General features: G+C 73.7%; 20 protein-coding genes. 7 read left to right on the top strand and 13 right to left on the bottom strand.

Translation table 11 applies throughout. The features are described from left to right. Nucleotides 1-72 precede the first annotated feature (72 nt). Nucleotides 73-597, top strand: a complete 525-nt coding sequence (locus tag IE312_RS03005; RefSeq protein WP_189978009.1) for a DUF4232 domain-containing protein — start codon at nt 73-75, stop codon at nt 595-597. Here the strand turns inward: IE312_RS03005 and asnB are convergent. Continuing rightward, nucleotides 590-2,431 (bottom strand): asparagine synthase (glutamine-hydrolyzing), encoded by a 1,842-nt coding sequence (asnB, locus tag IE312_RS03000; protein WP_189978007.1) that lies wholly within the window; start codon nt 2,429-2,431, stop codon nt 590-592. The two genes, IE312_RS03005 and asnB, sit on opposite strands and share 8 nt — an antisense overlap. Nucleotides 2,432-2,706: 275 nt before the next feature. Continuing rightward, nucleotides 2,707-3,486: an alpha/beta fold hydrolase gene (locus IE312_RS02995; protein ID WP_189978005.1), complete on the bottom strand. Its 780-nt coding sequence runs from the start codon at nt 3,484-3,486 to the stop codon at nt 2,707-2,709. A 154-nt stretch (nt 3,487-3,640) separates the two neighbouring features. Between IE312_RS02995 and IE312_RS02990 the strand changes: the two genes are divergently transcribed. Beyond that, nucleotides 3,641-4,735, top strand: coding sequence for a baeRF3 domain-containing protein (locus tag IE312_RS02990; RefSeq protein WP_189978003.1), 1,095 nt, complete (start codon nt 3,641-3,643; stop codon nt 4,733-4,735). A gap of 90 nt (nt 4,736-4,825) precedes the next feature. Further along, nucleotides 4,826-5,845, top strand: coding sequence for a Gfo/Idh/MocA family protein (locus IE312_RS02985; RefSeq protein ID WP_189978001.1), 1,020 nt, complete (start codon nt 4,826-4,828; stop codon nt 5,843-5,845). Between the two features lie 75 nt (nt 5,846-5,920). Here the strand turns inward: IE312_RS02985 and IE312_RS02980 are convergent, their stop codons facing one another. Then, nucleotides 5,921-6,334, bottom strand: a complete 414-nt coding sequence (locus tag IE312_RS02980; protein WP_189977999.1) for an SsgA family sporulation/cell division regulator — start codon at nt 6,332-6,334, stop codon at nt 5,921-5,923. A 346-nt stretch (nt 6,335-6,680) separates the two neighbouring features. Between IE312_RS02980 and IE312_RS02975 the strand changes: the two genes are divergently transcribed. Then, entirely contained in the window at nt 6,681-8,108 is a 1,428-nt protein-coding gene (locus tag IE312_RS02975; RefSeq protein WP_189977997.1) for a PP2C family protein-serine/threonine phosphatase, read from the top strand. Between the two features lie 38 nt (nt 8,109-8,146). On the opposite strand, the gene IE312_RS02970 is transcribed toward IE312_RS02975, so the two are convergent. Further along, nucleotides 8,147-9,643, bottom strand: a complete 1,497-nt coding sequence (locus IE312_RS02970) for a DNA-binding protein NsdB (RefSeq protein WP_189977995.1) — start codon at nt 9,641-9,643, stop codon at nt 8,147-8,149. Between the two features lie 288 nt (nt 9,644-9,931). Between IE312_RS02970 and IE312_RS02965 the strand changes: the two genes are divergently transcribed. Both IE312_RS02965 and IE312_RS02960 read left to right on the top strand, forming a co-directional pair. Continuing rightward, a complete protein-coding gene (locus tag IE312_RS02965) occupies nt 9,932-11,080 on the top strand; it encodes an aminoglycoside phosphotransferase family protein (protein ID WP_189977993.1) in 1,149 nt (382 codons plus the stop codon). 265 nt (nt 11,081-11,345) lie between these two features. Beyond that, complete coding sequence (locus IE312_RS02960) at nt 11,346-13,316, top strand: N-acetylmuramoyl-L-alanine amidase (RefSeq protein WP_189977991.1); 1,971 nt, start codon at nt 11,346-11,348, stop codon at nt 13,314-13,316. A gap of 16 nt (nt 13,317-13,332) precedes the next feature. On the opposite strand, the gene IE312_RS02955 is transcribed toward IE312_RS02960, so the two are convergent. From IE312_RS02955 to IE312_RS02915, 9 genes are all read right to left on the bottom strand, one after another. Continuing rightward, nucleotides 13,333-13,830, bottom strand: a complete 498-nt coding sequence (locus IE312_RS02955; protein WP_189977989.1) for a glycosyltransferase family protein — start codon at nt 13,828-13,830, stop codon at nt 13,333-13,335. Between the two features lie 50 nt (nt 13,831-13,880). Next, complete coding sequence (locus tag IE312_RS02950; RefSeq protein WP_189977987.1) at nt 13,881-15,353, bottom strand: 3-hydroxybutyrate oligomer hydrolase family protein; 1,473 nt, start codon at nt 15,351-15,353, stop codon at nt 13,881-13,883. Between the two features lie 149 nt (nt 15,354-15,502). Next, nucleotides 15,503-16,765 (bottom strand): extracellular catalytic domain type 1 short-chain-length polyhydroxyalkanoate depolymerase, encoded by a 1,263-nt coding sequence (locus IE312_RS02945; RefSeq protein ID WP_189977985.1) that lies wholly within the window; start codon nt 16,763-16,765, stop codon nt 15,503-15,505. Nucleotides 16,766-16,976: 211 nt separating this feature from the next. Next, nucleotides 16,977-17,879 (bottom strand): universal stress protein, encoded by a 903-nt coding sequence (locus tag IE312_RS02940; protein ID WP_189977984.1) that lies wholly within the window; start codon nt 17,877-17,879, stop codon nt 16,977-16,979. Nucleotides 17,880-18,025: 146 nt separating this feature from the next. Further along, nucleotides 18,026-18,268: a DUF397 domain-containing protein gene (locus IE312_RS02935; RefSeq protein WP_189977982.1), complete on the bottom strand. Its 243-nt coding sequence runs from the start codon at nt 18,266-18,268 to the stop codon at nt 18,026-18,028. A gap of 117 nt (nt 18,269-18,385) precedes the next feature. After that, nucleotides 18,386-19,552, bottom strand: coding sequence for a thiolase family protein (locus IE312_RS02930; protein WP_189977979.1), 1,167 nt, complete (start codon nt 19,550-19,552; stop codon nt 18,386-18,388). Beyond that, nucleotides 19,549-20,619, bottom strand: coding sequence for a thiolase family protein (locus tag IE312_RS02925; protein ID WP_189977978.1), 1,071 nt, complete (start codon nt 20,617-20,619; stop codon nt 19,549-19,551). The genes IE312_RS02930 and IE312_RS02925 overlap by 4 nt, the downstream gene beginning before the upstream one ends. Then, nucleotides 20,616-21,557 (bottom strand): Zn-ribbon domain-containing OB-fold protein, encoded by a 942-nt coding sequence (locus IE312_RS02920; RefSeq protein ID WP_189977976.1) that lies wholly within the window; start codon nt 21,555-21,557, stop codon nt 20,616-20,618. Before IE312_RS02920 ends, IE312_RS02925 begins: the two co-directional genes overlap by 4 nt. A gap of 118 nt (nt 21,558-21,675) precedes the next feature. After that, a complete protein-coding gene (locus IE312_RS02915; protein ID WP_189977968.1) occupies nt 21,676-22,476 on the bottom strand; it encodes a crotonase/enoyl-CoA hydratase family protein in 801 nt (266 codons plus the stop codon). Between the two features lie 189 nt (nt 22,477-22,665). Here IE312_RS02915 and IE312_RS02910 point away from each other — a divergent pair. Then, nucleotides 22,666-23,851: AMP-binding protein (locus tag IE312_RS02910; protein ID WP_229898929.1), on the top strand; the 1,186-nt coding region annotated here is incomplete at its 3' end.

Raw genomic sequence — 23,851 nt, 5'->3', positions numbered from 1 at the left:
GGTCGTCCCACCGGGCAGGCGTGCCCAGGCCGCCGCACCGTCCGTAGACATCCGTTCCAGGGGGAGACCGTCATGCGCATCCGCGCCACCATCGCCGTACCCGCCGCCTCGGCCGCCGTGGCGGCCCTGCTGCTCACCGCTCCGCAGAGCCAGGCCGCCGCCGGCCCCGACCGGCCCGCCCGCTGCGCGGAGAAGTCGCTGGCCCTGCGGGCGAAGGCCGTGCCCGGCCACCCGACGGTGCTGCGGGTCGGTGTCACCAACCGGGGCACGCGCGCCTGCGTCGTCGACCGCGTGCCCACGGTGACCTTCGGTGACCTGGACGGGGCGGCGCTGCCGGTGCCGGAGGGCGGCACCGGCACCTACCGGCTCGCGGCGGGGAGCACGGCCCACGCCGACGTCCGGACCATCGCGGACCCGGCGGACCCCGAGGCCCGCCGGGTGGATGCGGTCACCGTGGCGGCGTCGGCCGCGCACGGGGGCCGCTCCTTCACCGCCGGACAGCTGGGCACCGGCCGGCGGGTCCTGGTGTGGGAGCCGGTGACGACGTGGTGGCAGAAGTCGGCGGCGGCCGCGGACCGCGCCATCGGGCTCAGCTGAGGACCAGCTCCGGCGCGTAGAGGTCCAGCCATCCCGCCAGGTCCAGGGTGCGCTCCAGACCGCGCCGGGCCGCCTGGGTGCTGACCGGCGCCTCGCGCTCGGCGGCCGCCCGGACCCGGTCGCGGTCGAGGAGGTCGAAGACGGGGTGGGAGGGCCGGGCCAGCAGCTCCTTGGCCTGCTCCTGGAGGGCGCGGGCGTAGCGGGGGTCCTGCGTGGACGGGTACGGGCTCTTCACCCGGTCGTACACCGAGCGCGGCAGGACGTCCGCCGACGCCTCCCGGAGCAGGCTCTTCTCCCGGCCGTCGAAGGACTTCAGCGCCCACGGGGCGTTGTAGACGTACTCGACCAGCCGGTGGTCGCAGAACGGCACCCGGACCTCCAGGCCGACGGCCATGCTCATCCGGTCCTTGCGGTCGAGCAGCATGCGTACGAAACGCGTCAGGTGCAGATGGCTGATCTGCCGCATCCGGTACTCGAAGTCGCTCTCGCCGTCGAGCCGGTCGATGCCGGCGACGGCGGCGCGGTAGCCGTCGGCGACGTAGCCTTCCAGGTCGAGGACCTTGGCGAGGTCGGCGCGTACCACGCCCGCGTCCTCGCCGAAGTGGCGGCTCATGGTCGCCAGCCACGGGAAGGTGTCGGCGCGGCGCGCCTCCTCGTCGAAGAACTGGAGGTAGCCGCCGAAGACTTCGTCGGCGGACTCGCCGGACAGGGCCACGGTGGACTTCTCCCGGATGGCGCGGAAGAGCAGCAGCAGCGAGCTGTCCATGTCGCCGAGGCCCGCGGGCAGGTCGCGGGCCCGGATCACCTGGGCGCGGACGGCGGGGTCGGCGAGGGCCTCGGCGTCGAGCACGATGTCCTGGTGGTCGGTGTCCGCGAGGCGGGCCACGTCGTGCACGAACGGGGTGTCGGGGGTGCCGCGCAGTTCGTCGGCGACGAAGTGGTCGGCCTGGCCGACGAAGTCGACGGCGAAGCTGCGCACCCGCTCGCCCTGGTCGGCGAGTTGCCGGGCGGCGACGGCGGTCATGGCGGAGGAGTCGAGGCCGCCGGAGAGCAGGGTGCAGCGCGGCACGTCGGCGACCAGCTGGCGGCGCACGATGTCGTCGAGGAGCGAGCGCACGGTGGCGACGGTGGTGTCCCGGTCGTCGGTGTGCGGGCGGGTCTCCAGACTCCAGTACACGCGGGTGGACAGGCCGGAGCGGTCGACGGTGACGACCGTGCCGGGTTCCACCTCGCGCATGCCGTCCCAGACGGCGTGTCCGGGCGTCTTGACCATGACGAACAGTTCGCGCAGGCCGTCCAGCGTGACGCGGGGCCGGGCGAGCGGGTTGGCGAGGATCGCCTTGGGCTCCGAGCCGAACAGCACGCCGTCCGGGGTCCGGTGGTAGTAGAAGGGCTTGATGCCCATGCGGTCGCGGATCATCACCAGTTTGCCGTGCCGGCCGTCCCACACGGCGAACGCGTACATGCCGTTGAGGCGTTCGGCGACCGTGTCGCCCCACTCCAGGTAGCCGTGCAGCACGACCTCGGTGTCGGAGTCGGTGGTGAACCGGTGGCCGCGGTCCGCCAGTTCCCGGCGCAGCTCGGTGAAGTTGTAGGCCTCACCGGAGTAGACGAGGGCGACCGTGCCGTCGGGGGTGCGCAGGGACATCGGCTGACGGCCGCCGGGCAGGTCGATGATGGCGAGCCGGCGGTGCCCCAGGGCGGCGGGGCCCTCGGTCCAGGTGCCACGGTCGTCCGGTCCCCGGCAGGCCATCGTCTCGGTCATCGCATGCAACGCGGTGGCCTCGGCCGTCAGGTCGCGGTCGAAGGAGACCCATCCGGTGATGCCGCACATGCGCTACCTCCTGCTTCCGGCTGCCCGCCGCCCCTCGCCCACCTGCGGTTCCGTGACGCCGGGAGGCCGGCCGGGCAAACCAGTTGTATTGAGCACCTATATGACGAGCCTCCGTCAGGCGTTCGGACGTGTCAACGCGGATGTAACACGGCGGGACCGGCCACCCCACGGTTTCGGCCGCGCTTTGCCTCGGCACAAGACACCGCCGGGCGCGCCACCGCGCCCGGGCGGCGGGAACCGGCCACAGGCAAAAACCTCCTCAAGGCACCGGTACGTCACGGCTTCGCGGACAGGAACGACTCCAGCGCCCCGGTCAGCTCGGCCGGCTTCTCCAGGGGCAGCTCGTGGCCCGCGTCCAGGACGCGGACGACCGCGTCGGGACAGGCCTTGGCCAGCCGGAGCACCTGCCGCAGCGGCAGCTGGACGTCGTGGTAGCCGTGCACGATCAGGGTCGGCACGGAGATCTCGCCGGCCCGGTCCAGGACGTCGAAGGCCCGCATCGCGCCGTACAGCGTCATGACGACCTCGCGCGGGGTGGCGGCGGAGGCGCGGATGTGGGCGCGGATCTCCTCGCGCGGGTAGCCGGGCGCGAAGGCCCGCTGGATGTTGGCGGCCACGAACAGCCTGAACGGCACCAGGGTCGAGGCCGCCATCAGCAGGCCCCGGCCGCGGCTGTAGGTCATCCGGCCGGTGGTGCCGACCAGCACCAGCCGCTCCACCCGGGTCGGGTGCGCGAGGGCGACGGTCTGCGCGATCATCCCGCCCATCGAGTGGCCGGCCAGCACGCACCGCTCCACCCCCAGGTGGTCGAGGAGTGCGACGACGTCCCGCGCCAGGTGGGCGATCGTGGGCACTCCCGCCCCGGTGCTCTCCCCGTGCCCGCGCAGGTCGAGCCGGATCACCCGGCGCCGGGCGGAGAAGTGGGCCGCCTGGTGGTCCCAGCGGTGCCGGTTCGCGGTCCAGCCGTGCACGAGGACCAGGGGCGAGTCCGCCGCGTCGCGGGGCCCCTCGTCGTCGTACGTCAGGGCCGCTCCGTCGACTTCGAGCTGCGGCATGGAGGCCTCCTGGAGTGTGCCGCGGTCGGTTACCGGCCGGTACGGTATCCGGCCCCGGGCCGCCGCGTCACCGTCGTCCGCCGGGAGATCCACGGTCGTCCCGGCCCGGACCACCCCGAATGCCGTACCTGTGAGTCGGACCTATCGTGCTGTCATGGAGCACGCACTGAGTCCCGCGACCCTCGCCGAACTGCGGCGCCCGCGCCCGTATCCCGCGGTGTCCGTGCTGACCCCCACCCACCGCCGGGAACCCGAGAACGGCCAGGACCCCGTCCGCCTGCGCAACGTGGTCACCGAGGCCCGCCGCCGCCTGGAGGCGGATCCCGCCGTCACCCGCGAGCGGCGCCACGAGGTCGTCGCCGAGCTGGACCGGGCGCTGGCGGAGGTGGACCTGGCACACGCCGAGGACGGTCTGGTCATCTTCGCCGCCCCCGGCGAGCACCAGGTGTGGTCCCTGGCGCGCGCCGTCCCCGAGCGGGTGGTGCTGTCCGACACCTTCCTCACCCGCAACCTGGTCGCCGCGCAGGCCGCCGAGCGGCGCTTCTGGGTGCTGTCGGTGTCCGCCGACTGCGTCACCCTGTGGAGCGGCGGCGAGGGCCGCGTCGTACAGGACCGATCGGGCGGCTTCCCGCTGGAACGCCGGCAGGAGAACTTCGATCCCGAGCGCCAGATGCGCACGGGGGACCTGCCGAGCACCTTCAGCGACGAGGACACCCGCCGGTTCCTGCGCGAGGCGGACACCGCCATGAACGCGCTCCTGCGGGAGCAGCCCCGGCCGCTGTACGTCACCGGTGAGCAGGCGGCGCTGTCCCTGCTGGACGAGGCCGGCAGCGTCGCCCGGTCCGCGGTCCACGTCCCGCACGGCGGACTGGCGCACGCCGGTCCCGAGGCCGTCTGGCAGGCGCTGCGGCCGGTGCTGGAGGCCGAGTCCCGCAAGGACACCGCGGCCGTGCTGGCGGAGCTGACCTCGGCGCGCGGGCGCCGGACGTACGCGGCCGGCCTGGACGAGCTGTGGCAGAGCGCCCGCGAGGGCCGGGTCCGCCTGCTGGCCGTGGAGGAGGACTTCCGGGCCACCGTCCGCGAGCTCGGTGAGCACCTGATGCCGGCCGAACCCGGCGACCTGGACGCCCGCGACGACATCGTGGACGAGATCGTCGAGCAGTGCCTGCACACCGGCGCGCAGGTCCGCTTCGTACCCGACGGCACACTCGGCGACGCCGACGGCATGGCCGCGGTGCTGCGGTACTGACACGGCGCGGGGCCCGGGAAGACCGGAAAAGGCGGCGCTCCACCGTCGGCGTACGCTTCGGCGTGATCGTCGGCGTAAGGGAGCGCACGCATGGGTGACCTGCTGGGTGTGGCGGTACTGGGTGCCGGACACATGGGGGCCGATCACATACGTCGACTCGACCAAGTGGTCAGCGGGGCCAGGGTCGCGGCGGTGGCCGACCCCGACCGCGCCCGGGCCGAGGCGGCCGTGGCGGGGCTCGACCACGTCACGGTGCACACCGACCCGGTGGCCGCGCTCGACGCGCCCGGCGTGGCGGCGGTCCTCATCGCCTCCCCCGCCCCCGCGCACGAGGAGGCGCTGCTCGCCGCCTTCGCCCGGCGGCTGCCGGTGCTGTGCGAGAAGCCCATGGTGCCGGACTCCGCCGGTGCCCTGCGGATCATGGAGGCCGAGCTGGGGGCCGGCCGCCGGCTGGCCCAGATCGGCTTCATGCGCCGCTACGACGCCGAGTACCGGCGCCTGAAGGCCCTGCTGGACGGGGGCCGCCTGGGCCGGCCCCTGATGCTGCACTGCACGCACCGCAACGTCTCCTCCCCCGCGGACTTCACCAGCGCCATGCTGATCAACAGCTCGGTCTCGCACGAGATCGACGCGGCCCGCTGGCTGCTCGGGCAGGAACTGACGGCGGTCACCGTGCTGCGGCCCGGCCCGTCGGCCGGCGCGCCCGGGGGCCTGCTCGACCCGCAGTTCGCGCTGTTCGAGACCGAGCGGGGCGCCCTGGTGGACGTGGAGGTCTTCGTGAACTGCGGCTTCGGCTACCAGGTGCGCTGCGAGGCCGTGTGCGAGGCGGGCAGCGCCCGGATCGGCGACGAGCACACCATGGTGGTCACCACCCGGGGCGGCGCCCGCCAGGAGGTGGCCCAGGACTACCTCGTCCGCTTCGCCGCCGCCTACGACCGCGAGGTGCAGGCCTGGGTCGACGCGACCCGGCGCGGTGAGGTCACCGGCCCCGGCGCCTGGGACGGCTACGCGGCGTCCGCGGTCGCCGAGGCGGGCGTCCGGGCGCTGGAGACCGGGCAGCGGGTGGCCGTGGACCTGGCCCCGCGGCCGGCCCTGTACGCCGGACGGTGACGGGGACGGGCGCCGGCGGGGGCCGAGCCGGGCACCCCGGGGCGGAGCACGGGCCCGCGCGGGTCCGGCGCGCCGTCACACCCCGCCGAAGAGCGTGCTGAGCCCCCGCTCCACCACGCCCGCCACGTCCTCCTGACCGCCGGCCACCACCGCGTAGGTGCGCACCAGGAAGCGGCGCAGCGCCGAGGCCTGGAACAGCAGCAGGGCCATGCCGTGCGGCGAGTGGAACTCCAGGACCGTCCGGGTCCGGCCGTACGGCCATATCAATACGTCCCCGTGGCCGGCCGGGGCCCGCAGCCCCTGGTCGAGCAGGGCGCGCGCGAAGGTCCAGGTCACGTCCTCGCCGTGCAGAGCGGCCTTGGCCGGGAAGTCGACGAACACGGCGAGGGGGTCGCCGGCGGTGTAGCGCAAGGTGGCCGGCACCGGGACCTCCCGGTCCTGGGCCGTGATCAGCCGGGCTTCGGCGAGCTGTTCGACGGTGATGTCCATGCTCTTAAGGAGTCCGTCCGGCCCTCCCGCATGCCGTCAAATCCGGTCAAGCTTCGGCAGGTACCGGCCGCTCCGCGGCACCATGGAACACAGGAGCGTCGAACACCCGCTTGAACGTCGGCCGGAAGCGGCTCGCCTGCATCAACTCGGGTACGTGCGGTACGACTTGAACACGGAAGCGCCTACGTCATTCGTCGTCGCGGAACGCTCCGAGAAGACTCTGGCATATGCCGGAAGCACCACCGTATCGTGTGTTGCCAAATCCCTTACAGCGCGTCGCGGGCTGTGCCACAGTCGTAGCGGTCCCCCCGGCGTCCCCGCCGTCCCCTCCCCATCGGAGTGCGTCATGCCGTCCCCAGTCTCCGCGGACCGCCCAGCCGCCCAGCCGCCCGGGCGCGGCTCGGTCGAAGCGCTGATAACACAGGCGCGGCGGCTCAAGGGTGACGTGGACGCCGTACGGCGCGACACCCGGAGCGACGGTGCCGACCCCGAGGAACGCTGGCAGCGGGCCCTGTGCGACCTCGCGTTGCACCAACTCGACGACCTGGACGCCCATCTGGCACAGCTGCGGGACGGCCCCTCCGCCGCCGCCGAGCCCGCCGAACCGGCCGCCGGCCACGTCGCGCCGGCCGGCCCCCCGGACGGTCCGCTGCTCAGCCGCGTCGGCAGCGGCGAATGGAACCTGCTGACCGACGAGGTCACCTGGTCCGGGGAGCTGTACCAGATCCTCGGCCTCGACCCGGCCCGCCCCGCACTCACCCTCGACGAACTGCCCAGCCTGGTCCTCGAGGAGGACCGGCCGAAACTGACCGCGATGGTGACGGACTGCCTGGTCGACGCCCGGCCGATCGACGGCGAGTTCCGCGTCCTGCGGCCCGACTCCTCCGTGCGGACCGTGCACATGATGGGCGAACCCGTGCTCGGCGCCGACGGCGGCACGGCCTCCATGTGGGCCGTGCTGCGCGACGTCAGCGAACTGCGCCGCAGCCGGCTGACGGTGCACGAGACCCGTGACTCGCTGCACCGCGAACGCCGGCGGGAGCGGACCGAACACCGGATCGCGGCAGAGCTGCAGGAAGCGGTGCTGCCGCCCTGGCACGGCTCCCTGCGGCTCCCGCACCAGGGACCGGCGAGCCTGGACCTCGCGGCCCACCGCCTGCCCGCCGCGACGCCCACCCTGATCGGCGGCGACTGGTACGACGCCCTGCAACTGTCCGACGGCCAGCTGCTGCTGAGCGTCGGCGACCTCACCGGCCAGGGCGTGACCCTCGCGTCCGGCATGGCGACGCTGCTCGGCTCCGTACGCGGCATGGCGATGGCCGGCACCGACCCCGGCCCGCTGCTCACCATGCTCAACCAGTTACTCGACACCAGCGTGCAGCCCGCCCTCGGCAGCGCCGTCTGCTGCCGCTACCGGCCCGAGACCCGCACGCTGGTCTGGGCACAGGCGGGACACCCCGCCCCGCTGCTGTACCGCGACGGGACGGGGTGTCTGCTGAACCCACCGGACGGCGTCCTCCTCGGCGCCTCCTCGGGTGCCGCCTACGGACAGTCCGTCGTCACCCTGGAACCCGGCGACCTGCTCCTGCTGCACACCGACGGACTGCTGTCGGGCCACAGCAGGACGGCGGCCGCCGACCGATTGCTCGCTCTGGCCCCGCGGTTCGGCGCGGCGCGCACCGCGCAGGACTGTGTGCGCACGGTCGTCGAGGAGTTCGGCGGAGCGGAGCGCGAGGACGACGCGTGCGTGCTCGTCGCCAGGGTCACCGCATGATGTGACCGACCCGTCGGGTCGAACGGCGCACAGGCCCCCTATGCCTGTGCGCTGCCGCCGTACCCCTTCCCCCTCGGCTTGGGCAGGGCGACCCTGATCTCCTCCCGCAGCTGGTGGATCTTCGGATAGCCGGCGTACTCCGCGGTCAGCCGGTACATCTGGCGCAGCCGGTCCCAGGTACGCCGGGAGGAGTTGGAGCCCATCGACATCAGGGCCAGTCGCGCGTAGCGGTCGGCCTGTTCGGGATCGTCGGCGATGAAGCAGGCCGAGGCCATGGAGAGATGGTCGAAGATCTTCGAGCGCTCCCGCCCGTCGACGCGCAGGGCGAGGGCCTTCTCCGCGTAGTACTGCGCGTGCGCGGCCGCACCGGGGTCGAACTCCGCGAGCGTGCGGTAGGCGAGGGCCTGCATGCCGTACAGGTCCTCGTCCTTGAAGGTCTGCATCCAGTCCGGCGTCTCCGCGTCCTGACGGTGGGAGACGAAGAGGTCCTCCGCGTGCCCGAGCGTGCGCCGCATCGCCTGGCCCTTGCCCATCGACGCCTGCGCCCAGGCCTCGATGGTGTGGAACATCGCCTTGGTGCGCGGCTGCAGGCGGTCGCCGGCACCGGACTGGGCGAGCTTCATCAGGTCCAGGGCGTCGTCGGGCCGGCCGAGGTGCACCATCTGCCGGGCCGCCCGGGACAGCGCCTCACCGGCGCGCGGTCGGTCCCCGCCCTCTCTGGCGGCATGGGCGGCGATGACGAAGTACTTCTGCGCCGTGGGCTCCAGGCCGACGTCGTGGGACATCCAGCCCGCGAGGACGGCGAGGTTGGCGGCGACGCCCCACAGGCGCCGCTGAAGATGGGGTGGGTGGTGGTAGGCGAGCATGCCGCCCACCTCGTTGAGCTGTCCCACGACCGCCTTGCGCTGCAGCCCGCCGCCACGGGCCGCGTCCCAGGCGCGGAACACCTCCACCGAGCGCTCCAGTTCCTCGATCTCCTGCGACCCGATCGGGGCGGCCTCGTACCGGTCGAACCCGGCGGGGTCGGCGTGCAGGGGGTCGTCGAGGACAGGGGCGTCGGCCTTCAGGGTCGGATCGGTGTGCAGCCAGTCGTGCATGGCGCTGCTGAGTGTGGATCCCGCGGCGAGCGCGGCACCCGCGCCCACCAAGCCGCGTCGGTTGAGCATGAGGTCCATTCCCGTGAATTCGGTGAGGACCGCGGCGGTCCGCTCGGGCGCCCACGGCACACCTTCGGGATGTTCCTCGATCCCGTCGACCTGCCGTTTCCCCGTACGCCCGTGCCGTACCAGACCGAGGTCCTCGATGGTCACGACACGGCCGAGACGCTCGGTGAACAGAGCCGCCAGCACCCGCGGTACCGGATCGCGCGGGATCTCCCCCGTGTCGATCCACCGCCGCACCCGGGAGGTGTCGGTCGCCAGCTGGGGGTGGCCCATGGCCGCCGCCTGCCGGTTGACCAGTCTCGCGAGTTCGCCCTTCGACCAGCCGGCCAGGCCGAACAGGTCCGTCAGGCGGGTGTTGGGTTGTCCGCTCACGTAAGCCCCCAGGTTCTCGGCTGAGTTGACAGTAGCCCGGTGGAGGTTGCCGGGCGACTATTCGCCACCGTTCGCCAGGGTCCGCCAGATGGTGTGCCACTGGCCATCGGGTGTCGGGTAGGAACGCGCCACCCCGACCCGGTCGCCGCCCTCCTCCCGAGGGCGCGTGACGGCACACGACGGCACATGCCGGGCACATTCCCCAGGGTGTGTCCGGGCGGCCGGGCCGGGTGGGGCGTGAGACGCACAGGCAGGCACCGCAGGCACACGAAGGGATCTGTATCTCCCATGTACGCAGCATCGTCCTCCGTGTCCGCCCCGCCCCGGCCGCTGCGACCCCGCCCGGCGGGCGGCGGGCCGTACCTCGATCCGGCGGCGCGTCCGGGAGGTCCCGTGCCGGGCGCGGGCCGGCCGCGGCGGCTCCCGGGGCAGCCCGGGGCCCAACCGCTCAGCGGGCGACTCGACCTGTCCGGCCCCCAGGGTGCGCAGCTGCGCACCGCGCTCGCCGCGGTGCACCGGATCTGCCCGGAGTTCGCCCCGGTGCAGGTCCTGCGGCGCAGCGGACGGTCCGTCCTCCTCGTGGGGACGACGGGTCGCAGCACGGCCGTGGCCAAGTGCCTCCTGGACCACTCGCCCGCCTGGGTGGAGCGGAGCCGGCAGGAAATAGCCGCATACCGCTCGTTCGTCCGGCACCGGCCGCCGGTCCGGGTGCCGAGGCTGATCGCGGCGGACCCGGACAACTGCACGCTGGTCATCGAGCGGATGCCGGGCCGGACGGCGGCGTTCCAGCGGCACCCGTCGGAGGCCCCGCCCCGCGCGGACATCCGGGCCGCGCTCGGCGCGATCTGCCGGGTCAACGCCTGGCGGCCCCCGGCCGGTACGTTCGACATGCCGCTCGACTACGCGGCCCGGATCTCCCGGTACCACGAACTGGGCCTGCTCACCGACCGGGACCTCGGCGACCTGCAGAAGCTGCTGCACGGCATCGCGCACGAGGTGGGCCGGCACGGCATGCTCCAGTTCTGCCACGGCGACGCCCTGCTCTCGAACATCCTGCTGTCCCCGGCCGGTCCAGTGCTGGTGGACTGGGAGCACGCGGGCTGGTATCTGCCGGGGTACGACCTGGCGACGCTGTGGCTGGTCCTGGGGGACGCCGCTCCGGTGGCCCGGCGGCAGATCAGCCAGATCGCCCAGTCGGCGGGCCCGGCCTCCCGCGACGCCTTCCTGGTGAACCTGATGCTCCTGCTGACCCGGGAGATCCGCACGTACGAGACGGCCGTGCAGCGTTCGATGCACGAGGCGGCCCCGGCGGCACCGGGCACGGCCCACCCGGGTGCCGCGCCGTCCGGCGAGGAGCAGCGCCTGCTGCTCAGGCGGCTGCACGACGACTGCCAGATGGCCCGCAGGGCCGTCCGTGCGGCGGTCGGCACTCGCTGACGGGCACGACGGCTCCGCGGTGCGCCCTGAGCGGCGGCGCACCGCGGAGCTTCGTCATGGGGCCGGGCCGTCGACGGCACTGGTGTACGCCAGTGACGCCCCGCAGGCCCGCGCACCGCCGCCGCGAAACTCGCCGTGAACCCTCCGTGACGTGGGAAGTCGCCTGCTGCGCGGCATCATTGACGGATCGTCGGCCAGCCGGTACCACTGACCCAGCTCTGGCGCCGTACGCCCCGCCACGCTCCGCCCGTCACAGGAGGCCGCATTGCGAGGATCCGCCACCGACCCCACGTCCACACCCGGCCACAGACGCCTGCGGCGGACCGCCGTCCCGCTGGCCTCCGCCGCCCTGCTGCTGCCCCTGCTGGGCGCGGCCCCGGCCCCCACCGCCCCGGAGCACGCCACGCACCGGCTGCAACAGGCGTTCGCCACGGCCTCGGCGGACTACCACGTGCCGCAGAGCGTCCTGCTGGCCGTCTCCTACCTCCAGTCCCGCTGGGACCGGCACGCCGGCGCGCCGAGTGTGACCGGCGGCTACGGTCCGATGCACCTGACCGACGCCCGGACCGCGATCGCCGGCGCGGAGCACTTCGCCGAGGGCACGGAGGACGCCCGCGGGGACACCGCACGTGCGGCCCTGCACCCTGTCGTCGAGGTGCCCGCCGAGTCGGCGGTCCCGGCCCGGCTGAGGACGCTGCCGAAGGCCGCGGAGCTGACCGGCCTCCCGGCCGCGGAGCTGCGCACCGACCCGGCGGCGAACGTGGCCGGCGGTGCCGCTCTGCTCGCCGCCGCGCAGAAGGAGCTGGGCGAGCCGCTCAGCGCCGACCCGGCACGGTGGTACGGGGCGGTGGCGCGGTTCTCCGGCGCCGACGACAGGGCCACGGCCGCCGCGTACGCCGACGACGTGTACGACGTGCTGCGCACCGGTGCGCAGCGCACCACGGACGACGGCCAGCTGGTGGCCCTGGCCGCCCGGCCCCGGCTGACCGCCGACACCGCCCAGCTGCGGCGGGCGCACCTGCGCACGCTGCCCACGGACGGCACGGAGTGCCCGAGGTCGGTGTCCTGCGAGTCGGTCCCGGCGCCGTACGCGGAGTTCGGGGACAACGACTACGGCAACCACGACCTCGGCGACCGTCCGGCGTCGCAGAGCATCCGGTACATCGTCATCCATGACACGGAGGGCGCCTGGGACGGGGTCATGAAGCTGATCCAGGACCCCACGTACGTGTCGTGGAACTACACGATCCGCTCCACCGACGGTCTGATCGCCCAGCACGTCAAGGCGAAGGACGTGGCCTGGCACGCGGGCAACTGGTACATCAACGCCAAGTCGATCGGTATCGAGCACGAGGGCTTCCTCGCCGCGCCGGACGCCTGGTACACGGAGGCGATGTACCGGTCCTCGGCACGGCTGGTGCGGTACCTGGCCCGGACGTACGGCATCCCGCTGGACCGGCAGCACATCCTGGGCCACGACACCGTGCCGGGTCCGACCGCGTCCAGCGTGCCGGGGATGCACACGGACCCGGGGCCGTACTGGGACTGGCGGCACTACTTCCAGCTGCTGGGGCACCCGTTGCGGCGCACGGCCGGCCGGCACTCGGGTGTGCTGACGATCCTGCCGGACTACGCCTCGAACCGGCCCGTGTACACCGGCTGCACCAGCAAGGGCCAGCCCTGCGCGGAGCACGGCTCCAGTGAGGTGCGGCTGTACACGGACCATGACGAGACCGCGCCGCTGATCAAGGACATCGGTCTCCGGACGGACCCGACGGACGGGGTGAACGACCTGTCGTCGCGGGTCTCCACCGGCCAGAGTTACGCGGTGGCCGACCGCTGGGGCGACTGGACGGCCATCTGGTACCTGGGCCAGAAGGCCTGGTTCCGGAACCCGCCGAAGGATCCGACGGCCGTACCGGCGAGGGGTCTCGTGGTGAGGCCGCGCGACGGCCTGGCGAGCGTGCCGGTGTACGGCCGGGCCTACCCGGAGAAGGAGGCCTACCCGGCGGACGTGCCCGCCCAGTCGGTGGTGCCGCTGCCCTACACGATCCCGGCCGGGCAGAAGTACGTGGCGGGTGACGAGGTGCCGGGCGAGTACTACTACGCGGTCACCTTCACCCCCGACTCCCACCGGGTCGTGGTGGGCCAGGACCTGTACTACGAGATCCAGTACGGCCACCGGGTCGCGTTCGTCCGGGCCGCGGACGTGACGCTCGAGGCAGCCGCCCGCTAGCCGGGCCCGGGGTGCCTCAGCCCTGCTGGAACAGCTCCGCCGGGAGCGGCTTCAGCAGGGCGTACAGGTCGTCGGTGATGGGGCGGTCCCAGGCCGCGATGGTCACGAGGACGCCGTCGCTGCGGTCGAACTGGACGCAGGAGATCCGGCTCTCGGACAGCTTCAGCCGGCGCACGATGAGGAGGTTGTCGCCCTGGAGCACCGGGGTGTCCTCGACGCCGACCACGGTGACCTCCTCGTCGTTCTCCAGTGCCAGCAGCAGCTGGCCCACCTCGAACGGGATCTCGCCCTCGGCGACCTCGCGGGCCGGGGAGCCCTGCGGGAGATTGCCGATGATCATGGCAGGGCCGCGTCCGCCGAACAGGTCGTAGCGCAGGAAGACGCCCTGGCAGGAGCCGTCGGGAGCGGGCAGCAGACCCGCGCCCAGGTTGCCCGGCCAGTCGCCCGGGTCCATGGCCAGCACGTCGAAGTCGGGTCCGGCAGGGGTCGCGCTGCGGCGGCGGAGGAACGACATGCGGCCATGGTACGTGGGCTCCGGCGGAAGTGCCGTGACGGGGGCGTCGGTCACCCGGGGGTTCGTCGCGGCCGGTCGCCGCCCCGGGTTCCGGCCCCGGAGTCCAAGGGGCAGCTGGTCAGCAGGGTGGCCGGGGCGGCGCCGGCCGGGCGCGGGACCGTGTGGCCGGCCGGCGGGACGGCGTGGCCCGCGATCCAGCGTTCGAGGGCCTCGAAGGCCGAGCGGTGGCAGGGCACCATCGGGCGGAGCCGGCCGGGGAAGACGTCGGCCAGGGAGTCGGTGTGGGTGCCGTCCTCGATGCGGTAGTAGCGCAGCAGGGAGCCGCGGCCGGCCTCGTGGACCATGCGGGCGTAGACGTCGCCGTCCTCGCGGATGGGCAGGAGCACGTCGAGGGTGCCCTGCAGGGTGATCAGGGGTTTGCCGATGCGTCCGGTGAGGGCGATGCGGCCGATCGCGCGGCGGACGGCGGCGGGCCGGGCCGCGTAGTCGTAGTCGGCGTCGCAGGCGGGCGTGCCGGAGGCGCAGTACGGGGTGCCCGCCTCGGTGGCGCCGTCGTAGCCGGGGTCGACCTCCTCGCGGTAGATGCGCTGGGTGAGGTCCCAGTAGACCTGGTGGTGGTAGGGCCACAGGAACTCCGAGCCGGCCGGGAAGCCCGCCCGGTGCAGGGCGGCCGCGGCCTCGGCGGCTCCGGGTCCGCCGGCGGCGTAGGCGGGGTAGTGGCGCAGGGCGGCCGGCAGGAAGGTGAGCAGGTGGGGGCCGTCCGGGCGCCAGAGGGTGCCCTCCCAGTCGACTCCGCCGTCGTACAGCTCCGGATGGTTCTCCAGTTGCCAGCGCACCAGGTAGCCGCCGTTGGAGATGCCGGTGGCGAGGGTGCGGGCCGGGGGGCGGTGGTAGCGCTGGGCGACGACCGTGCGGGCGGCGCGGGTGAGCTGGGTGAGGCGGGTGTTCCATTCGGCGATGGCGTCGCCGGGCCGGCGGCCGTCGCGGTAGAAGGCCGTGCCGGTGTTGCCCTTGTCGGTGGCGGCGTAGGCGTAGCCGCGGGCGAGCACCCAGTCGGCGATCGCCCGGTCGTTGGCGTACTGCTCGCGGTTGCCGGGGGTGCCGGCGACCACCAGGCCGCCGTTCCAGTGGTCGGGCAGCCGGATGACGAACTGGGAGTCGTGGTGCCAGCCGTGATTGGTGTCGGTGGTCGAGGTGTCCGGGAAGTAGCCGTCGATCTGGATGCCGGGCACGCCGGTGGGTGTGGGCAGGTCCTTGGGGGTGAGCCCCGCATAGTCGGCCGGGTCGGTGTGGCCGGACGCCACGGTCCCGGCGGTGGTCAGCTCGTCCAGGCAGTCGGCCTGCTGGCGGGCGGCGCCGGGCACGTGCAGCCGGGCCCGGCCGGCGCAGTGCGTGTCGGGTGTCCCCGGGCCGGCGGCGGGTGCCGCGGTGGCCGGGGTGACGAGGAGTGAGCAGACGGCGGTGAGCGAGAGCGCGCCCAGCGCGGCGCGCCGGGCGGGGTGTGGGGGCCGGTGTGCGGGCATGCGGTTCCTCCGGCGGGTGGACGGTGGGGACGCGCTGGAGGCTAGAGGGGGTGTGATGGTTGCGAACATGTGGTGAGCCGCCATGATGACGGGCCGTTAGCAGGCGTCGGCCACCATGGCGGCCCGGGTCGGGCGCGCGCGGCGCACGGTCAGGGACAGCCACTGTCCGCGAGGGTGAAGTAGCCCGCGGGTGATTCCTTCAAGGTGTGGGTGACGAACGTGTTGTACAGGCCCATGTTCTGGTGCGAACCGTTGGCGTACGTGGAGCCGCCGCTGGCGGTGGCGCGGCCCGCCTGCACCTGGGCGTAGTTGCTCGCCGTCCAGCAGGCCGCGGTGCCGTCCCCCGGGCCTGGGTCACCCGGGGCGGGGTCGCCCGGGGCGGTGGTGTCCAGGCCGAAGAACCGGGCGATCCAGCGGCTGGAGCAGATCGAGTCGGGGAAGTACGGCGCGCCGGTGCTCCCGCACTGCTCGCCGCCGCTGCCGGGGTCGACCGGGGTGCCGTGCCCGATCCCGGGGACCCGGTCCACCTCGACGGCGACCGTGCCGTCGGCGGCCAGGTACTGGTCCTGCCGGGTGGCGTCCGGCCCGATGACGGTGGTCCTGGTGGGGGTCTGGGACAGGCCGTGCAACGCCGTCCACTGGTCGCGCAGTTCGCCGGCGTCGCGCGGTACGACGGTGGTGTCCTGGTCGCCGTACCAGATGGCCGTGCGCGGCCACGGCCCGGTGTACGACGGGTAGGCGTCGCGCACCCGCCGGGCCCACTCGGCCGGGCCGAGGTCGACGCCGGGGTTCATGCAGGTGTAGGGGCTGTTGTCCCGGGTGCAGTCGTAGGGCAGGCCGGCGACGACCGCGCCCGCGGAGAACACGTCGGGGTACGTGGCGAGCAGGACCGCGGTCATGGCACCGCCGGCGGACAGGCCGGTGACGTGGACGCGCCCCGGGTCGGCGCCGTAGGCGCTGACGGCGTGGCTCACCATCTGCCGGACGGACAGGGCCTCGCCCTGGCCGCGCCGGTTGTCGGCGCCCTGGAACCAGTTGAAGCACTTGTTCGGGTTGTTGGCGGTACCGGTCTCGGCGAGCACCAGCAGGAAGCCGTCCTGGTCGGCGAGTTGTGGCAGTCCCGAGTTGTCGGCGTAGACCTGGGCGTTCTGCGTGCAGCCGTGCAGGGCCACGACCACCGGCGGCCGGGCCGGCAGGGTGGCGGGCCGGTACACGTACATGGTGAGGGCGCCGGGGTTGGACCCGAAGCCGGTCACCCGGGTGAGGGTGACGGCGGCGCGGGCCTCGGGGGCGGGGCCGGCGAGGGCGGTGCCGAGGACGACGGCGAGTACGGCCAGGAGGCGGGGCACCAGGCGGGGCACGCGGGCACGTGGCCGTGCTCCGGGCGCCCCGCGGAACGGGGGAAGTGGCATGGCGGCTCCTCGGGTGGACACACGGTCCCGGCCGCTCCCGCGCGGGGACGCCGGAGCGACGGGGGTGGCGGAACCATAGGTTCGGGTGTGTCCGGGAACCATGGCGCGGTGCCCCACAGCCGTCGGGACGTCAGTCGGCACCGGGCGGATTGCGGAGCGCCGTGCGGTCTGCTAGGGCCTGTGACCAATCCCGTCTGCAGCGGGCGGCGGGTCACTCCTCCGGCGGGGCCGGGGGTACCACCGCGACCGGGCCGGCCGCGTGCAGCAGCACGGCCTGGGTGACCGAGCCCATCATGCGGGCCGGGGCGAGCAACCGCCTGCGGTGCCGGCCGACCACGACCAGGTCGGCGTCCTGGGAGGCGGCGACGAGGAGGCCCGCGGCGTCGCCGGGTCGCGCCTCGGCGTCGACGCGGACCTCGGGGTGGCGCCCTCGGTGCGGGGCGAGGAAGCCCTCGGCGAGCGCGCGGGTCTCCTCGGCGACGGCGTCCTGGTCGACCACGGGCGGTACCGGCTGCCCGGGGGCCGACCACGTCTGCACCGGCCACGGGTAGGCGGCGATCACCTGCAGCCTGGCACCGCGCAGGGCGGCCTCGGCGAAGGCGAAGGAGAGGACGGCCTCGTCGGGGCTGTCGGCGTGCAGGCCGACGACCACCCGGGGCCCGGGCTCGGCGGCCTCCTCCCCGTGCACCTCGCGGCCGGGCCGGGGCACGACGACCACCGGGCACTGCGCGTCCCGGGCGGCGGCGAGGCCGTTGGACCCGAGCAGCAGGCTGGCGAAGCCGCCGCGGCCCCGGGACCCGAGCACCAACAGCTCGGCGTCGGCGCCGAGTTCGGGCAGAACGGCGCCCGGTACGCCCTCCAGGGCGAGGTACTCGGTGGCCGGTGCCCCGGCGCGGTCCGCGAGCCGGGTGCGCACCTCGTCCAGCACCGGATCGCCCTCGGCCTCGGGCGGCCCGGCGACCAGGACGTCGGCCTGGCCCCAGGCGGCGTACTGCCGTACGTGCACCACGTGCAGTGGTGCCCCGCGGCGGCGGGCGGCGTCCACGGCCCAGTCCAGGGCACGCAGGCTGTCGGCGGACCCGTCGACCGCGGCGATGACCGGCGCAGTGCTCATCCTTCTCACCTCCGGAACGCGACCTTCCCCTTACTGGGGCCAGCCTCGCTCAGGCGGGGCCCCGGCAGGGCGCTGCTGATCGCGTGTCCGCGAATCCGCTCGCGACACCCCCGGTCCGGGCGGGAGCCGGTACGGGCGGCGCGGCGTCAGGTGAGGTCGAACTCGCCCTCCCGTGCTCCGGAGACGAAGGCGCCCCACTCCGCGGGGGTGAAGATCAGGGACGGACTCTCCGGCCGGCCGCTGTTGCGCATCGCGATGAAGCCCTCGACGAAGGCGATCTGGACATCGCCCAGACCTCGGCTGCTGGACTGCCACTGCGCCTGGGTGAGATCCAGCTCCGGCTTGTCCCAGCCCGCGAGCGGGTGCTGCTGGGTGGTGGTCTCGGCCACGTCCGTGCTCCTCCCGGTTCGTCGTCCGCGGTCAGCCTAGCGACCGGCCGCTACGGCGGACAGGGCACGCGGGGACGGCCTTCCCGCCCGGCCGTCCGGGCCACCGCGGACGGCCGGTCAGGAGTCGGGCGGCTGCGCGCCCACGAGCCACATGGAGAAGAACTGCGAGCCGCCGCCGTAGGCGTGCCCGAGCACCCGGCGGGCCCCGTCCACCTGGTGTTCCCCGGCCTGCCCGCGCACCTGGAGGGCGGCCTCGGCGAAGCGGATCATGCCGGAGGCGCCGATGGGGTTGGTGGACAGCACCCCGCCCGACATGTTGACGGGCAGGTCGCCGTCGAGCGCGGTCGCCCCGGACTCGGTGAGCTTCCAGCCCTCGCCCTCCGCGGCGAAGCCCAGGTTCTCCAGCCACATCGGCTCGTACCAGGAGAACGGCACGTAGATCTCGGCCGCGTCGATGTCCCGGCGCGGGTCGCCCACACCGGCCTGCCGGTAGACGTCGGCGGCGCAGTCCCTGCCGGCCCGCGGGGAGACGAAGTCCTTGCCGGCGAACAGGGTGGGTTCGCTGCGCATGGCGCCGCCGAGCAGCCAGGCGGGTGGCCGGGGCGCGCGAGCGGCTCCGGCGCGGTCGGTGAGGACCATGGCGCAGGCCCCGTCGGAGGAGGGACAGGTCTCGGAGTAGCGGATGGGGTCCCACAACATGGGTGACGCCACCACCTTCTCCAGGGTGATGTCGTGTTCGTGGAGGTGGGCGTAGGGGTTCTTCAGGGCGTTGCGCCGGTCCTTGTAGGCCACGAGGGCACCGATGGAGTCGGGGGCGCCGCTGCGCCGCATGTAGGCGCGCACATGGGGGGCGAAGAAGCCGCCGGCCCCGGCCAGCAGGGGCTGCTGGAAGGGGATGGGCAGGGACAGGCCCCACATGGCGTTGGACTCGGACTGTTTTTCGAAGGCGAGGGTGAGGACCGTGCCGTGGACGCGGGCGGCGACCAGGTTGGCGGCGACCAGGGCGGTCGATCCGCCGACGGAGCCCGCGGTGTGCACCCGCAGCAGGGGTTTGCCGACGGCGCCGAGCGCGTCGGCGAGGTACAGCTCGGGCATCATCACGCCCTCGAAGAAGTCCGGCGCCTTCCCGATGACGACCGCGTCGACGTCGGCCCACGTCAACTCGGCGTCGGCGAGGGCGCGTCGGGCGGCCTCGCGGACGAGTCCGGCGAGGGAGACGTCCCGGCGGGCAGCCACGTGCCGGGTCTGGCCGATCCCGACGACGGCCACGGGTTCCTTGCTCATCGAGGATCCCCTTCGAGTACGGCCACCAGGTTCTGCTGCAGGCAGGGGCCGGAGGTGGCGTGGGCGAGGGCGCGGTCGCAGGTCCCGCGGTGGATGCGGGCGGCGGCCTCGCCGATGCGGATGAGTCCCGCGGCCATGACGGGGTTGGCGGCGAGGGCGCCGCCCGACGGGTTCACGCACACGCTGTCGTCCAGGCGCAAGGCCCGGCGCAGGACGACCTCCTGGGAACTGAACGGCGCGTGCAGCTCCGCGATGTCGACGGGCCGTTCGAAGGCGCCCGCGCGCTCGGCGGCGAGCCGGGTCGAGGGTGAGTCGGTGAGGTCGCGCACGCCCAGGGAGTGGGCCTCGGTGCGGTGGTCGATCCCCCGGATCCAGGCGGGCCGCGCGCACAGCCGGCGGGCCCGCTCGCCCGCGGCAAGGATCACGGCGGCGGCGCCGTCGCCGACCGGCGGGCAGTCGCCGGTGCGCAGCGGCCGTACGACGTGCTCGCCCTGCGGGACGCGGCCCTTGAGCTGGGCGTGCGGGTTGGCCGTGGCGTCGGCCCTGCTGCGGGCGCCGATGGCGGCGAGGGCGCGTTCGTCGGTGTGTCCGGCGTCGATGAGCGCCTGCGCCTGGAGGGCGGCGAGGGCGACGGCGTCGGGCCACAGGGGGGCGACGTAGTACGGGTCGAGCTGGCGGGTGAGGACATCCCGCACGGAGCCGGGTGAGCACTTTCCGTAGGAGTAGACGAGCGCCGTGTCGGCGTCCTCGGTGAGCAGCTTGGTCCAGGCCTCGTACAGGGCCCAGGCGCCGTCCATCTCGACGTGCGACTCGGAGATCGGCGGCCAGGCGCCGACGCCGTCGAGGGCGAGGGTGAAGGAGAAGGCGCGCCCGGCGAGGTAGTCGCTGGAGCCGGAGCAGGTGAAGCCGATGTCGGCGGTGCGCAGCCCGGTCTGCGCCAGGACGTCGTGGAGGACGGGCATGAGCAGCTCCACCTCGGAGGATTCCGCGGTGGAGCGCCGGTGGTCGGTCTGCGCGAAGGCGACGAGGGCGACGTCCCGGGGGCCGGGGGCTTCCGCGCTGGTCACAGCAGCTCCTTGTACGTCTCGTAGGCCGCGTCGGGTTCGCCGGTGGGCCGGTAGTGGTCGGGGTAGCGGGCGCCCTCGGTCCACACCGGCTCCACGCGCAGCCCCATGCGCACCTGGTCGTAGGGGACGCCGCCGATGCGGGCGTGCAGGGCGAGGTCGGCGCCGTCCAGGGCGATGTGGGCGTAGACGTAGGGGACTTCGACGTCCAGGTTCTTCGCCTTGATGTTGACGATGCAGAAGGTGGTGACCGTGCCGCGGGGACCCACTTCCACCTGTTCGGCCGTGGCGATCCCGCAGGTGGGGCACGCGCCCCTGGGCGGGACGTACACCTTGCGGCAGGAGGGGCAGCGTTCGCCGACCGTGCGCCGCTCGGCGAGGGCGTGGATGTAGTCGGACTGGGCGCGTCCCGGGGAGTAGGTGTAGTCGAGGCGGGCGGGGACGACGATGCCGGTGACCGCGTCCGGGAACGCCCGGCCGTGGCCCGTCGGCCGGTCCGGCCCGCCGTCGTACGGTGCGAAGCAGGCGATGTCGGTGATGGCGCCGGAGCGTTCAGCGGCCCAGCGCACGCGCACGCGCATGCCGGTGCGGACGGCGTCGGGGCCGGGGGCGTCGAGGGCGTGCAGCAGGGCGGTGTCGGCGCCGTCGAGCCGGACCAGGACCCAGGCGAAGGGGGTGGCGAGGGGCTGGCCGCGACGCGGGGCGGGGTTCCAGGCCCAGGTGGTGACCGTGCCGGTGGGGGCGACCTCGACCAGCTCGTCGATCTCCTCGGCGGTGACGGGGTCGTACTCGACGGGCGGGACGAGGACGCGCCCGTCGGTGGTGCGCACGCCGAGCACGACACGTTCGCGCAGGCCGGTGAGGAAGGCGCTCTGGACGGGGCCCAGGGAGCGGGTGAAGGGGAACTCGACGACGAGGGGGGCTTTGAGGACTTCTGGCATCGGCTGCTTCCTCGGGGATCGGCGGTGAAGGCGCACCCGTAGGGGCGCGGGGAACTGCGCGTCCGGCCCACGACGGCCCGCAGCTCGCGAACGGCGTGCGCCCACCTCCCGCGGAGCGTCACGCGCGCTTGTAGACGGGCGGCCGTTTCTCCGCGAAGGCGCGGGCGCCTTCCTTCGCGTCGGCGGTGTCGAAGATCGGCCGGCCGCGCTTGAGTTCGGATGCGAGGCCGTCGGTCTCCGTCATCTCGGCGGTCTCGTAGACGGAGGCCTTGACCGCTTCTACGGCCAACGGTCCAGCCGTGTTGATCCGCTCGGCGATCTCCAGGGCCCGGGCCAGGGCGGTGCCGTCGGGGACGACGTGGCCGATCAGGCCGATGCGGGCGGCTTCCGGGGCGCTGTAGGGGCGTCCGGTGAGCAGCATCTCCAGGGCGTGGGTGCGCGGGATCTGGCGCTGGAGGCGGACGGTGGAGCCGCCGATCGGGAACAGTCCGCGCCTGACCTCGAACAGGCCGAAGGTCGCGGACTCGCCCGCGACGCGGATGTCGGTGCCCTGGAGGATCTCGGTGCCGCCCGCGACGCAGTGGCCCTCGACGGCGGCGATCACCGGTTTGCGGGGGCGGTGGTGGCGCAGCATCGCCTTCCAGTGCAGGTCGGGATCGGCCTGCAGCCGGTCGCGGTACCCCTGCCCCCGCATGCCGTCGCCGGCCAGCGCCTTGAGGTCCATGCCGGCGCAGAACGCGCCGCCGGCCCCGGTGAGGACGACCGAGCGGACCGTGTCGTCCGCGTCGGCCTCGAGCCAGCCGTCGTACAGGCCGACCAGCATCGCCAGGGACAGCGCGTTCCTGGCCTCGGGCCGGTTGAGCGTGAGCACCAGTGTGGCGCCTTCCCGCTGCACGGTGAGGTGTTCCGTACCACCCATGGGCCATCTCCCCTCGGTCGGAACGAGAACAGGTTGCAGGAGGGGAGGGGGCACTTCAAGAGTTTTCTGACAGTCAGTCAGATTTTCTGGTGCGAGCCCTTCCTCCTTGCCGCCCTCTTTGCTCTGATGACCGGCGAGCCGACGGATGCGCCTGTCGTCGCGAGGATCCGCCGGGGTCAGGAGGAAGCGGTGGAGTACAACCTTGCCGACCTGTTCGAGTCGGTCGTCGACGTGGCCGCGGACCGCGAGGCGCTCGTGTACCTCGACCATCCCGGCACGGGTGCGGAGCGCCGGCTGACGTACGCCGAGCTGGACGCCGCCGCCAACCGCGTCGCGCACCACCTGGCCGACAGCGGCCTACGGCCCGGCGAGCACCTCGGCCTCCACCTGTACAACGGCGTCGAGTACCTGCAGACGGTACTGGCCTGCCTGAAGGCCAGGATCGTCCCGGTCAACGTCAACTACCGCTACACCGAGGACGAGTTGGTGTACCTCTACCGGGACGCGGACCTGGTCGCACTGGCCTTCGACGCGGAGTTCGAGGACCGGGTGGCGGGGGCGCTGCCACGGGTGCCGGGCCTGCGGCACCTGCTGCGGGTGGGCACCCCGGCCGCGCGGGCGGTGCCCGGGGCGGTGCCGTTCGCCGCCGCCCAGGCCGCCGGGTCGCCCGGGCGGGACTTTCCCGCGCGGTCCGGGGACGACCAGTTCATCATCTACACCGGTGGCACGACCGGCATGCCCAAGGGGGTGATGTGGCGCCAGGAGGACCTGTTCTTCGCCGGGCTGGGCGGCGGCGCGCCGACCGGAGAGCCGGTGCGGGCACCGCAGGAGCTGGCCGAGCGGGTCGCCGCGGGCGGCACCGGGATCACCTTCTTCCCCACTCCCCCGCTGATGCACGGCACGTCGACGCTCACCGCGTTCATCGGCTTCAACTTCGGCCAACGGGTCGTACTGCACCGCAAGTTCGTGCCGGAGGAGGTGCTGCGCACGGTCGCGCGGGAGCGGGTCACCAGCATGTCACTGGTCGGGGACGCGATGCTGCGGCCACTGATCGACGCGCTCGCCGGGCCGCTCAAGGGCACCGACTGCTCATCGCTGTTCAGCGTCTCCTCGTCGGGCGCGATCATGTCGGAGACGGTGCGGCGGCAGTTCCGCGAGCTGCTCCCGAACGCGGTGCTGCTGAACAACTTCGGCTCCTCCGAGTCCGGTTTCAACGGCACCGCGACCGAGGACGCGGGCCCGGAACGCGGCTTCCGTATCCGGGTCAACTCCCGCACCCGTGTGGTGGATCCGGTGACGCGCGAGCCGGTGGCACCGGGCGAGGCGGGCCGGGTCGCGCAGTGCGGCCACGTGCCGCTCGGCTACTACAACGACC

This window comes from Streptomyces capoamus (genome assembly GCF_014654935.1).
Classification (GTDB): domain Bacteria; phylum Actinomycetota; class Actinomycetes; order Streptomycetales; family Streptomycetaceae; genus Streptomyces; species Streptomyces capoamus.
The sequence above is the reverse complement of the archived record's forward strand: the minus strand, read 5'-3'. Positions and strand labels throughout refer to the sequence as shown.

Coding starts and splice junctions, on each gene's coding strand:
- IE312_RS02985 (WP_189978001.1), top strand. CDS start 4,826: ATGGGTGACCTGCTGGGTGTGGCGGTACTGGGTGCCGGACACATGGGG.
- IE312_RS02965 (WP_189977993.1), top strand. CDS start 9,932: ATGTACGCAGCATCGTCCTCCGTGTCCGCCCCGCCCCGGCCGCTGCGA.
- IE312_RS03005 (WP_189978009.1), top strand. CDS start 73: ATGCGCATCCGCGCCACCATCGCCGTACCCGCCGCCTCGGCCGCCGTG.
- IE312_RS02915 (WP_189977968.1), bottom strand. CDS start 22,476: ATGGGTGGTACGGAACACCTCACCGTGCAGCGGGAAGGCGCCACACTG.
- IE312_RS02940 (WP_189977984.1), bottom strand. CDS start 17,879: ATGAGCACTGCGCCGGTCATCGCCGCGGTCGACGGGTCCGCCGACAGC.
- IE312_RS02975 (WP_189977997.1), top strand. CDS start 6,681: ATGCCGTCCCCAGTCTCCGCGGACCGCCCAGCCGCCCAGCCGCCCGGG.
- asnB (WP_189978007.1), bottom strand. CDS start 2,431: ATGTGCGGCATCACCGGATGGGTCTCCTTCGACCGCGACCTGACGGCC.
- IE312_RS02950 (WP_189977987.1), bottom strand. CDS start 15,353: ATGCCCGCACACCGGCCCCCACACCCCGCCCGGCGCGCCGCGCTGGGC.
- IE312_RS02990 (WP_189978003.1), top strand. CDS start 3,641: ATGGAGCACGCACTGAGTCCCGCGACCCTCGCCGAACTGCGGCGCCCG.
- IE312_RS02945 (WP_189977985.1), bottom strand. CDS start 16,765: ATGCCACTTCCCCCGTTCCGCGGGGCGCCCGGAGCACGGCCACGTGCC.
- IE312_RS02980 (WP_189977999.1), bottom strand. CDS start 6,334: ATGGACATCACCGTCGAACAGCTCGCCGAAGCCCGGCTGATCACGGCC.
- IE312_RS02955 (WP_189977989.1), bottom strand. CDS start 13,830: ATGTCGTTCCTCCGCCGCCGCAGCGCGACCCCTGCCGGACCCGACTTC.
- IE312_RS02920 (WP_189977976.1), bottom strand. CDS start 21,557: ATGCCAGAAGTCCTCAAAGCCCCCCTCGTCGTCGAGTTCCCCTTCACC.
- IE312_RS02930 (WP_189977979.1), bottom strand. CDS start 19,552: ATGAGCAAGGAACCCGTGGCCGTCGTCGGGATCGGCCAGACCCGGCAC.
- IE312_RS02995 (WP_189978005.1), bottom strand. CDS start 3,486: ATGCCGCAGCTCGAAGTCGACGGAGCGGCCCTGACGTACGACGACGAG.